General features: G+C 38.0%; 9 protein-coding genes and 1 tRNA gene. All 10 read left to right on the forward strand.

The features are described 5' to 3' along the window. Positions 1 to 166 precede the first annotated feature (166 nt). The 10 genes from ATH1_RS0114470 (at position 167) to ATH1_RS0114520 (ending at position 11,586) form a co-directional block, all read left to right on the forward strand. The gene (locus ATH1_RS0114470; RefSeq protein WP_010423097.1) at positions 167 to 1,894 is read left to right on the forward strand and encodes a tetratricopeptide repeat protein; all 1,728 of its coding nucleotides are present in this window, start codon (positions 167 to 169) and stop codon (positions 1,892 to 1,894) included. 378 nt (positions 1,895 to 2,272) lie between these two features. Beyond that, positions 2,273 to 2,734, forward strand: a complete 462-nt coding sequence (locus tag ATH1_RS0114475; protein WP_010423106.1) for a hypothetical protein — start codon at positions 2,273 to 2,275, stop codon at positions 2,732 to 2,734. A gap of 440 nt (positions 2,735 to 3,174) precedes the next feature. Continuing rightward, the gene (locus ATH1_RS0114485) at positions 3,175 to 3,549 is read left to right on the forward strand and encodes a hypothetical protein (protein WP_010423110.1); all 375 of its coding nucleotides are present in this window, start codon (positions 3,175 to 3,177) and stop codon (positions 3,547 to 3,549) included. Positions 3,550 to 4,115: 566 nt separating this feature from the next. Further along, entirely contained in the window at positions 4,116 to 4,544 is a 429-nt protein-coding gene (locus ATH1_RS0114490; protein WP_010423112.1) for an RrF2 family transcriptional regulator, read from the forward strand. 173 nt (positions 4,545 to 4,717) lie between these two features. Beyond that, positions 4,718 to 5,635, forward strand: a complete 918-nt coding sequence (gene cysK, locus ATH1_RS0114495; protein WP_010423114.1) for a cysteine synthase A — start codon at positions 4,718 to 4,720, stop codon at positions 5,633 to 5,635. A 622-nt stretch (positions 5,636 to 6,257) separates the two neighbouring features. Continuing rightward, complete coding sequence (locus ATH1_RS0114500; protein ID WP_245531809.1) at positions 6,258 to 7,406, forward strand: COG1470 family protein; 1,149 nt, start codon at positions 6,258 to 6,260, stop codon at positions 7,404 to 7,406. Between the two features lie 3 nt (positions 7,407 to 7,409). Continuing rightward, the gene (locus ATH1_RS0114505) at positions 7,410 to 8,363 is read left to right on the forward strand and encodes an ABC transporter ATP-binding protein (protein WP_010423133.1); all 954 of its coding nucleotides are present in this window, start codon (positions 7,410 to 7,412) and stop codon (positions 8,361 to 8,363) included. A gap of 367 nt (positions 8,364 to 8,730) precedes the next feature. Continuing rightward, entirely contained in the window at positions 8,731 to 9,765 is a 1,035-nt protein-coding gene (locus ATH1_RS0114510) for an ABC transporter permease (protein WP_211208083.1), read from the forward strand. Between the two features lie 499 nt (positions 9,766 to 10,264). Then, the gene (locus tag ATH1_RS0114515) at positions 10,265 to 11,107 is read left to right on the forward strand and encodes an ATP cone domain-containing protein (protein ID WP_029164153.1); all 843 of its coding nucleotides are present in this window, start codon (positions 10,265 to 10,267) and stop codon (positions 11,105 to 11,107) included. Positions 11,108 to 11,512: 405 nt separating this feature from the next. Further along, positions 11,513 to 11,586 (forward strand) — tRNA-Asn (locus ATH1_RS0114520). The last annotated feature ends 103 nt before the right edge of the window (positions 11,587 to 11,689 follow it).

Raw genomic sequence — 11,689 nt, forward strand, 5'->3', positions numbered from 1 at the left:
CAATCTAACAATCTAACAATCTAACAATCTAACAATCTAATAAATCTAATAATCTAATGACCTAATGACCTAATGACCTAATGACCTATTAAGGCAAACTTTGCCATGCTCGTTTCATTGAGTTATGTGAATTAATCTTCATATATTTGAGATCAATTTTCGCAGAATGCATAGGATTTTGTCATTTTTATTTTTAACGGTTCTTCTCTCTTCATGTCATCCGTATGATAAGGCTGCGTGGCATCGGTTAGAAGCTATTGACAGTCTTATTTACAGCAGCACCGAACTCGCTGAAGATAGTTTGACCAATATTCATGTGAATGAATTGTCGGGGAAGAATAAAGCGTATTATTATTTGCTCAGGACTATTATTGATTGTAAAAATTTTCGTTCTTTTACCAATGATTCAACTATTTCTGAAGCTGTTAAAGCGTTTGAAAGTCCGATTCCGAATCGCAATTTTCTACGGGCTCTTATTTATCAGGGAGTGGTTCGGTATCAGACCGGCCAGTTTGCCGATTCTGTAGTTTTTGAGTCACTTAAGGAGGCAGAACGAATTCTTAGTTTAAAACCTGGCATAGTTTCGGATAATACACTTACCTATCTATGGCTTTATATAGGTGTTCTACATCAGGATAATGATAATCATATCCTTGCAGAAGAATATTTTGATCGAGTATTGAATAATGCCATTGAGAATAAAAATGTTGAGAGCATAGTAAGTGCTTCACTGGGAATTTTCTGGAGTTATTTAAGAAAGGGATATTACGAAGAAGCATTGTCTGTTCTAAACAGACTTGATTCATTGGATAGTATCCCTCCTGAAAAGCAATTTGATGTGATTAATGCAAGAGGGGCCTATCATGTTATGAACGGGGACCATTTAAAAGCTGTTTCAGCTTATCGAGAACTTGAATCATTGGCCGGTAAGGTGAGCAAAAAGCCGAGAATGTCAAACATTTATTATTCCATTGCACTGGCTTATGAGCGTATGAATCAGTTAGATTCTGCCATTGTTTACGCTACAAAATCTGTGGAAAACCTGAAAGATACAGCCACGCATAAGTATGATAATTATTTTTTATACGCGTATCTGGCCGGCCTGGCTTTTGAGAATGAACAATTCCGGATGTCTTCAATACACTATAAAAACGCTTTTGAGTTGTTATTAAAATCTCTTGAGCGTAAAACTCAGAAGCAGATTCTTGAGCTTGAGAAAAAATATGACCTGTCTCAGGCCCGGGTTGCGACATTAAAGCAGAGGCAAAGATACCAGAGGCTTGTTTTTATTGGTATTGTTTTAGCTATTATTACTGTTTTTATGTTTCTCATTTATTATCAGAATTTAAGGAAAAGTCGACTTGCATTGGAAAACGAAAGACTTTTGAGGATATCAGCTGAGAAGGAGATAGAAAGTAAAATTCGTGATAATCAGCAAAAAAAGCATTTGCTGGGGCTTTACCAGATAATCACTAAAAGGGAGAACAATACACAAAAACGTTTTGACGAATTGTCTCAGCGCTATGTAAAAGACAATCCCGGGATATATAATGATTTGAATGAAGAATTAAAACGATTGAAAACCGAGTTTTTTGATTTAATGCATGAGTTAATTGATGATGAGTTTTTTTATACCCATCTAAATATCCCGGAATCCATATCTTTTACTGATTTGGAAAAAATGATTCTTTTTCTTTTGTATTTTAAAATGCCGACATCTGAAATGACCAAAGTGCTGGGGGTTTCCTCGAATAATTTAAGAGTCAGAAAGTCGGTGATAAGAAAGAAACTTTATTCTGTTGTCCGCGATAACCCTGAAGTCGAAGCCGTTATTTCACTATTAAGTGCTTCAGCGACAGAAGTATATGATGATAATTCCGTTGAGGAAAAGTGACTGTATTTTTAGTGTCTCTCCATAAAGCACCATTTGCTGTGTTACGCTTGCTACCAAAATACTTATCCCGGAGCAGCTTATTGAGTTATATTCGTTGATTTGTAGTTGTGAGTGTTAATATTTTGTATATTAAATGATTGTATAAGTTTTCCATTCATCCCATCATCTTTTTCCTTTCTGCCATTCACCCCTCAAGCATTAAATTTAAAAATATAAAATACTGATAATCATTGAATATTCATTGATTTGGGCATTAAATTTTTTGACCCTGCATGAAAATCCTTGATTATCATCGTCCCGCACATTTACTTTGAAGTGTGGTTTTGACAACGGACAAACTGACAAATCAAGAATAAATTAATTAAAAAGTTATGTGTTATGATAGCTAAAGGAACAAAAATCTGGGCGCTACTGTTTTTTTTCGTTTTCTCTTTGTTTTCTTCAGTCGTTTTTGCTGAAGGAGAGGAGGAAGACGAGCCTTCAGAAAGCGATAAAGATAAGGTCGATCTTTTGCGAGTTAGAGATCTTGGAATGAGGTCATTTTCCATTTCCAGTACGATGGCTTCCAGTACGATGACTTCCAGAACAAAGATTTCCAGAACAAATGGCATTGGTTATTTTACTGCGTATTATAATAGTGAAGAGCTGACACTGGAAGTAACCGATTATGAGGGACAGGTTTATGTTAGTATCATAGGGGGGTACAGCATAAATGAAGTTCTTGCGGTTGATGGTTTCGGGGTTTTTGATATTGACCTTGGTGATTTGCAGCCCGGTACTTATAATCTTGAGATGGAGGCCCAAAGCGTAACTTATGTAGGAACATTATACATTGAGTAATTTTTTGAAACATTAAAAAAAAGAAAATCAGAGCACTTAGCTTTTTCTTTCTTTGATCCTGGCCCTAAATTACTGAGAAGAGTTAACCCTTAATGCTGCAAAATCCTTTAATTCTTCCCTTACCCGGATGAATTGAGCGCTGTTCAATTTGACCAAAAAAGGCCCCCTTGTTTCAAGGGGGCTTTTTAATATGAATGGGTGCAGTATAAAAAGCATATTTTTGTCAAAATTTAGGCGTGTTAAATTTTGTACCGGAGTTAACTTGTTGTTAATGAGGATGCAAAAATTTAAAACAACAACGAGTTTGGCAAGAAAGATGCTTTTTAGACTGGGCTCATAAATGTAATGCACTGATGGATAGAGTGGTGGTAAAAGAAAGCGATTTTTTGGTTTAAATTGGTATTGTTATGTATGGTCTTCGTTTAAAAAATATTTCTGTAATGGATATTAAGTACAGTATTCATTACGATGAGAAGCAAAAAGTTGTTATTGAGAAGTATCGTGATAAAGTCTCGCTGAACGATGTCATTTCATCCTGGGAAAAAATGATTAAAAGTGATTCTTTGCCGGGAGAAGCTCGTGGTTTGGTGCTTGATTGCGGAAATGCGCACCTCGATTTTCCTGCTTCTGAGCATCAAAAGATCGTTGAGTATTATCGAAAGAATATCGAATTTTTTGGTAAATATAAAATCGGGTTTGTCGCAAACACTCCGCATAATATTGTTATTGTTATGCTTGTTGCCCAGGCCGATAGCAGATATTATCTTCGTCCTTTCACCTCTTTAAAAGCTGCTTTGGAATGGGCCGGTTGCTGAATTTCGGAAGATAGTTGCAGTCACTGCATAATTTTCGTATAACGTTTTTTAATCCTGTAAAAGCATCGCTTTGCTTAATACTTTCATTGAGCAGAGCAGATGCTTTTTTTGTCGGGCCGTTCCTCGGGGAGTTCGTTATGCAGAAGAGCAATGAACAAAGTTTGTTTGAAATTTATTAATCCCTATTAAAAAGATATGAAATATTATTTTTTTTAATAGTTGTGAATTAAAGGATATAATTTTATATTTGCATCAAATCATATTGAATAAAGATGAATTAATGAGATAGGCTTGATAAGAATTGTCATAATCGATCGTGGGATTTTAAGATAAAAGTATCCGAGAGACAGATCAATAGACATGGGATATTTAAATGTGATATAAATCGTAATATGTTGAAAATTAAGATTTTAAACGGACGGAGCGAGCATGGCAAGGTTTGCCTTAATAGATTATTAGATTTAAGATTTAAGATAAAACGAAAATAACGGGCTTTACCTCAATAAAGACAAGTATAAATTCTTGCATGCGAGTTCCATCAGACCTTAAAAATAAATTTTATACTGATGAAATTTTCGAAACGAGTACATTACGGTCTGGTTTTTTTAATGCAATTGCATTATGCCTGGCCGGGCTTCAAGACGGTTAAAGAATTGGCACAATCTGACGGGCTACCTCATAAATTTTTGGAAAGTATTGCTTCCGATTTTAGAAAGGACGGTTATGTTGAGGTTAAAAGAGGTGCTTTCGGAGGGTATCGGCTTGCGAGAACGCTCAAAAAGATAACCTTTCTGGATGTATTGCGATGTCTCGACCCTGAATGGGCGGGACAAAAAGATATTGATGGCCGACAGGCGCTTTCAGACAAACAGAGAACTGTAATTAAATTTTTAAGTGAGTCCTCTCTTTCGGTTGAAAAGGTTTTTGGTGATATTACTCTGGATCGTTTGGCGGCTTTACACTCACAGGAGGATGCTTTATTGTATTATATATAGATGAGTGCAGTATAAAAAGCATATTTTAGTCAAAATCAAGGCGTTTTAAAATTTTGTACCGGAGTTAACTTGTTGTTAATGAGGATGCAAAAATTTAAAACAACAACGAGTTTGGCAACAAAGATGCTTTTTAGACTGGGCTCATAGATGTAACAAAACTAAATGGATTTATTATGAAGATAGCAAAAAACATGACAGAACTGGTGGGTAACACCCCGCTGGTTAAGATTAATAAGTTAACAAAGAATGCTTTAGCAGATGTGATTGCCAAGCTGGAGTCGTATAATCCTGCAGGTTCGGTGAAAGATCGTCCCGCCCTCAGTATGATTGAGGCTGCCGAAAAGGAGGGTTTTTTGGATAAAGATACCGTCATTATTGAGCCTACAAGTGGAAATACCGGTGTCGGTCTGGCAATGATTGCTGCCGTCAAAGGTTATAAACTTCTCCTTACCATGCCTGAGAGTATGAGTATAGAACGCAGAAAATTATTGAAAAAGTTTGGCGCAGAGCTTGTTCTTACACCTGCTTCAGAGGGCATGAAAGGGGCTATTTCTAAGGCAGAAGAATTGTCAAAAACTTACCCCAAATCTTTCATTCCTCAACAGTTTAAAAATAAGGCTAATCCTGATGCTCACTATCGGTCAACTGCCGTAGAAATATTAAATGATACCGATGGCGATGTTGATGTTTTTGTTGCCGGCGTCGGGACAGGAGGTACAATAACCGGTGTAGGGCATCATCTGAAAAAGAAGAAACCGGATGTTAGAATTGTAGCCGTGGAACCGGCAGCTTCGCCTGTGTTATCGGGGGGACAGCCCGGCCCTCATAAAATTCAGGGTATTGGAGCCGGTTTCGTACCGGATAACCTGGATGTTGATGTTATTGACGAAATTGTTACCGTCGAAAATGATGATGCTATTCAGACCAGCAATGAGGCTGCCAGAACCGAAGGTATTCTTTGTGGTTATTCATCCGGAGCTGCACTTTGGGCTGCTATTCAATTGGCTAAAAGAGAAGAATTCAAAGGAAAAAAAATTGTCGTATTGCTTCCGGATACCGGGGAGCGTTACCTGAGTACTTTTGATCTTTAGTAGGTTTTAATGAGTCTTTGAATGTAACGAGTTCCTGTAATTCGGGATAAGTTCCATTAGGCCTGTAAACTCAGACTAATTTTAAATTAATGAATAAAGGCGATTCGCTAAAGGCGAATCGCCTTTATTTATGGCTGCCATAACAGCAGGATGGCATATTTTTTGTAAAACTTCGCAAATAAATGCAAACGGTTTAAAACTGATAAAATGACTTGTCGCAATTTAAAAGGACCGGTGTTTTTTGTTTTACTGTTTGCAACTTTCCAAACAGTTTTTTTACAGTTACTTTTTTAGAATTCTTTGCAAAGTTCTTTTAGCAATGGACTTAGAGGGGCATTTTTTGAATTAATCGAAATTTTGGTTAATCGGATTTGTGTGTTTTTATGATGTGAATATAATGAAGTGGGTGAGGTATAAAAAGATATGTTTTTGTCAAAATTAAGACGTTTTAAATTTTTTGTATCGGAGTTAACCAGTTGTTAATGAGGATTTAAAAATTTAAAACAACAATGAGTTTGGCAAGAAAGATGCTTTTTAGACCGGACTCATGAAGTCAATTTGAACAGGTTTATTAAACATTCAATATTATTCACCTAAAAAAGAAAAGATGGAGGTCTGTTTTATGGAAAAAAAATTACACTTATTCGGGAGATATCTTATCTCTATAGGATTTATGATTTTTTTTGGAGAAGGATTAACCGCCGGAAACGATATTGAACTTTACACTCCTTATACAAATATTTCTGTCCCTCCCGGTGAAACCGTTGAATATTCCATTGATGTTATAAATTCCGGAGATAGTACCCGAACTGTAGATGTTTATGTTGCCGGGCTTGGAAAAGACTGGAATTACAACCTGAAAGCGGGCGGATATGCAATCAGGCAAATTTCTGTCTTGCCCGGAGAAAAGAAAGAAATTTCGCTAACTGTGGATGTACCTGTTAAAGTTAATAAAGGTCAACATTGGTTCAGAGTAGTGGCAAGAAGTTATGATGTGCTTCCGCTTGTTGTTGATGTTTCGGAACAGGGTACATTTAAGACGGAATTTACTTGTGACCAGGCGAATATTGAAGGGCACTCTGACGCCAATTTTACTTTTCAGACCAAATTGAAAAACAGCACCGGGCAAAAGCAGGTATATTCACTTCACGCTAATGCTCCCAGAGGATGGAAAGTTATCTTTAAGCCGAATTACAAACAAGCAACAGCCGTTGAAGTAGGGCCCAATGTCACAGAAAATATTTCAATAGAAGTTGACCCCCCGTATAATGTTGAAGCCGGAACATACAAAATTCCTGTCAGGGCTGCCAACCGTTCAACATCAGCCGATTTAGAACTTGAAGTGGTGATTTCGGGATCATACGATCTCGAACTGAGTACGCCTTCCGGACGCTTGAGTACTACCATTACTTCCGGACGTGAAAAAGATATTGAACTAGTTGTAAAAAACACCGGGTCTTCGGTGCTGGAGGATGTTGTTTTAACGGCTAATAAACCTAAAAACTGGACTGTAGAATTCGAGCCTGATACCATTGCTGCCATCGAACCGGGAGATGAGGCAACTGCTCTTGCTACAATAAAAAGTGCCGACAAAGCCATTCCCGGCGACTATGTTACCAACATAACAGCGAAGACCCCTGAAGCTCAATCTAATGTATCTTTCAGGATTACGGTTAAAACACCTTTACTTTGGGGATGGCTGGGGATTTTGATCATTTTGGTTACCCTCGGGGTGATTTTTTATTTGTTTCGGAAATATGGCAGGAGGTAAACTATGGAAAATATTATCGAAATAGAAGGTTTAACCAAAACTTATGGGCAATATAAAGCTGTCAACAATCTGAATTTGACCATAGAAAGAGGCGAAGTTTTTGGATTGTTGGGGCCTAACGGTGCCGGCAAGTCCACGACACTTCTTATGCTGCTGGGCCTTACCGAACCAGATGAAGGCAGTGCAAAAGTCTGTGGCATTGATCCCGTACAATTCCCTATCCGCGTTAAAAAAAAGGTGGGGTATTTACCTGAGGATGTTGGTTTTTATGATGATCTTTCCGGTTTCGATAACCTTGTGTTTACTGCCCGGTTGAACAACATTCCGCAGGATATTGCTGAAAAGAAAGCCCATGAACTTCTGGGAAAAGTAGGTCTCGAAAGAGAAAAAGACAAAATGGCAGGGAAATATTCCCGAGGAATGCGTCAAAGGCTTGGCCTCGCAGATGTACTTATTAAAGAACCGGAAGTAATTATCCTTGACGAGCCTACTTTAGGTATTGACCCTGCCGGTGTCAAGACTTTCCTGCAATTGATTGTTAAACTGAGCAGAGAAGATGGCATTACGGTTCTTTTTTCTTCCCATCTTCTTTACCAGGTTCAGCAGGTGTGTGACAGGGTAGGTATCTTTGTAGAAGGTAAGTTGCTTGCCCAGGGTAATATCGGAGAATTGTCAAGGCAACTTTTTTCTTCGAATTCACACGTAATAGAAGGAGGTGTAGAACCCTTGAATGGAAATTCATCAAAGGCACTGTCTGTGGAAGATTTGGCCAACAGAGTGAAGGAAATACCCGGAGTGGCTAAGGTTTCTTTTGAGGATCGAAGGTTCGTTTTGGAAGCAGAATCAGATATTGCACATCTCGTTTCTGCAGTTATTGTTGAGTCGGGTTATGGATTGAGTTATCTTTCCAAAAAAGAATATGGACTCGATGATATTTATTCCCGGTATTTTCAATAGTCATTGGTGTTTTCTTATTCCGGGGCGGCATAACTTTTCTACCACTTCAGGGAAGCAATTGAAAGGGTATCAAAGATGCCCGGATATTGAGGTATTTATCTTTGAGTGCAGTATAAAAAGCATATTTTTGTCAAAATCCAGGCGTTTTAAATTTTTGTAATGGAGTTAACTTGTTGTTAATGAGGATTCATCAGTATAAAAAAGTCTAAGTCATTGGTCTGATGGAACTCGCATGATTGAGTTTATACATCAACTTTTGAGACGAACCTTGTCATGCTCGTTTCAAAAATTTAAAACAACAACGAGTTTGGCAACAAAGATGCTTTTTAGACCGGGCTCATCTTTTAAACAGATAAAGTTCGAAATTATGAGCAATAATATATTTGGAATGTTAAAAGCCGGTATGCCGGATAAATGGAGTGTCAGGCTCTTTCAAACACGACCCGAGCCGGTTACCCTGACGCCGTTTTGGGCTATGGTTCGAAAGGATGTTTCGGATCATGTTCACAGCTGGCGATCTGTCATTTTATTGGGAATTATTGTGTTGACCTGTTTAGGGTCATTGTATACATCGATTTCTCACATTATGGAAACAATGAAGGGTGGAGATGCTGAGAATTCGTTCTTTTTTCTGAATCTTTTTACTCTGTCTGACGGTTCCCTGCCTTCATTTTTTGTTTTTGTGAGTTTTCTGGGGCCATTATTGGGCATAAGTCTTGGATTTGATGCCATTAATTCGGAACAAAACAAAGGCACATTAAGCAGGGTTTTGGCACAGCCCGTCCCACGCGATTATTTGCTTAATGCCAAATTCCTTGCCGGGATAATCGTGGTGAGTGTCACGTTCTTTGCACTTAGCTTTCTGGTTATCGGCGCGGGATTGATCATTCTGGGAACCCCGCCAACTGCCGAAGAGTTCCTGCGCATTCTCACATATACCATCTTCAGCATTATTTATGTGTCGTTTTGGCTGAATTTATCAATATTTTTTTCTGTCAGGTTTAAACAGCCTGCAACTTCTGCTTTGAGTGGTATCGCTGTCTGGTTGTTTTTCACAGTGTTTTACCCACTGATTGTCAACTTTATTACCAGGGGATTGGAACCATCAAGGTTTGCATCCCCAAGAGTACTATATCTTTATGAGAAGATTAAATTTGCCCTCGTCCAGATTATGCCTAACGAGCTTTTCAGCGAGGTTTCTTCTACGATACTTGTACCAACGGTCAGAAGTTTAGGCCCGTTAACTACAGAACAGGTACATGGAGCCATTCCCGGCCCACTGTCGTTGTCACAAAGTTTAATGGTGGTGTGGCCTCAAATTACGGGCCTTTTGGCTTTAACCCTGATTTGTTTTCTGTTTTCCTATCTTTTGTTTATGAGACGGGAAATCAGATCAAGGTAGTTTTCTTAGTTTACTGATAATTCATACTCTGGCTGTCCCGGATTTTTTAATGGGACAGCTTTTTTATTTAACCTGACCTATTTACAAATAATCTTTTACAATGCAATGCGTAACTTTTGGTGAAATACAAGCGTCCTCACTAAATTTGATTTGAAAACAGTGCACTATTTTTTGCTTCAAATTTGTCTGTGGGTACTTGTATTTCTTGATATTTGAACATCTCATAACGATGATTCATGAATAAATCAGGTTAAGACTTAAAATCCCTGTACAAAATTTTAAAGAAGCGTGCAACCGGGTAAAAATTTAGTAATATTGTGATTGAAAAATCAAATATTAAGACTGCTCAGGAGAAATCTGTTTTCGTCAAGGCCGGGGAGCAGTGAATTTTTGAAACGGAGTCAGCTTTCGGTTGATCATGATTTTAAAAATCACTGCAACAAGGATATTGGCCAAATCAGACTTTTATGAGTTGACTCAGTATTATATTTTAAAGTTTATGAGCCAGAATCCACTCGTTAGAAAGGCATCGGGTGAACTACAGTCATTTTCATCCGACAAACTGAGAAATTCCCTTCAGCGTGCAGGTGCTGAACCCGCGATTATCGAAGAAATTACCGACAATATTTTAAACCGGATCACAGAAGGGACAACCACTAAACAAATATACACCCGCGCATTCCGGTTGCTTCGGAAAAAGAGAAGGAGCATGGCTGCCCGATACAGCCTGAAAAGGGCAATCATGGAACTGGGGCCTTCGGGATACCCTTTTGAACAGTTTGTAGGTTACCTTTTTAAATGTATGGGATTTAAAGTTGAGGTCGGTCAGACGGTTGAGGGGAAATGTGTTACACATGAAGTGGATGTAATAGCCTCAGATCATAAAGTTCAGTATCTCGTCGAATGTAAATATCACAACAGTCAGGGTAAGGTGTCGAATGTGCAGGTGCCTTTATACATTCGTTCCAGAGTTAACGATATAATAGAAATACGAGAAAAACTACCTCAATATGAGGGTTTTACTTTTCAGGGATGGGTTGTTACAAATACAAGGTTTACGACCGATGCCATGAATTACGGGTTGTGCAGTGGTCTCAATCTTATGAGTTGGGACTTTCCGGGTAAAAACAGTCTGAAAGCGTTGACAGAAAGGTTTAACGCCTTTCCTGTTACAACCCTTACACAATTGACAAAAGCTCAAAAGCAACACCTCTTGAATAATGGGGTTGTTCTTTGCAAAGAATTGAATCAGAATCCTGAAATACTTGATTCTTTCCATCTTACAAAGCAAAAAATACGATTGGTTAAGGAAGAATTATCTGATCTTTGTGACGGGCAGTGATGTCTGCCTGCCGGCAATTCCAACTCTAAAAATAATGATTTTATGTAATTTCGTATGTTCCAAAAAGTTATTGTGAGGTCAAAAAAATGTGCGAAAAATTTTCTGCACAACTGTTGTATAGTTTGAGTGAAGCAGCTATATTTGCATCGCAATTGAAAACAGGGCTTAGCCTGAAATGAAAACAAGTTTTCCGGATGTTTTTCCAAATGTGGAAATACAATAATTCGTTTAAATATCGACCTGAAAAGGTAATTTGTTAAAGATGCGGATATTGTACTGGTGGTAAATTTGAATTTTTATTATTTGTCAGTTGTCCATGTTGAAACATGATTTTGCAAATAGTTAATTTTCAGGCATCAGGTCGATTAAAACATGATTATTAAATAAATTTGAATAAAAAATCATTCCTCAGTAGCTCAGTTGGTTAGAGCGGCGGACTGTTAATCCGTAGGTCGTAGGTTCAAGTCCTACCTGGGGAGCTAAAAGCTGTTCATTAATGGACAGCTTTTTTTGTTTAGAAAAATATGAGTGCAGTATAATAAGCCTTCAAACTGCTGATTTTTACCATTTTTACCCCTGACC

This window comes from Anaerophaga thermohalophila DSM 12881 (assembly GCF_000191885.1).
GTDB classification, from domain to species: domain Bacteria; phylum Bacteroidota; class Bacteroidia; order Bacteroidales; family Marinilabiliaceae; genus Anaerophaga; species Anaerophaga thermohalophila.

Coding starts and splice junctions, on each gene's coding strand:
- ATH1_RS0114510 (WP_211208083.1), top strand. CDS start 8,731: ATGAGCAATAATATATTTGGAATGTTAAAAGCCGGTATGCCGGATAAA.
- cysK (WP_010423114.1), top strand. CDS start 4,718: ATGAAGATAGCAAAAAACATGACAGAACTGGTGGGTAACACCCCGCTG.
- ATH1_RS0114475 (WP_010423106.1), top strand. CDS start 2,273: ATGATAGCTAAAGGAACAAAAATCTGGGCGCTACTGTTTTTTTTCGTT.
- ATH1_RS0114515 (WP_029164153.1), top strand. CDS start 10,265: ATGAGCCAGAATCCACTCGTTAGAAAGGCATCGGGTGAACTACAGTCA.
- ATH1_RS0114490 (WP_010423112.1), top strand. CDS start 4,116: ATGAAATTTTCGAAACGAGTACATTACGGTCTGGTTTTTTTAATGCAA.
- ATH1_RS0114470 (WP_010423097.1), top strand. CDS start 167: ATGCATAGGATTTTGTCATTTTTATTTTTAACGGTTCTTCTCTCTTCA.
- ATH1_RS0114505 (WP_010423133.1), top strand. CDS start 7,410: ATGGAAAATATTATCGAAATAGAAGGTTTAACCAAAACTTATGGGCAA.
- ATH1_RS0114500 (WP_245531809.1), top strand. CDS start 6,258: ATGGAAAAAAAATTACACTTATTCGGGAGATATCTTATCTCTATAGGA.
- ATH1_RS0114485 (WP_010423110.1), top strand. CDS start 3,175: ATGGATATTAAGTACAGTATTCATTACGATGAGAAGCAAAAAGTTGTT.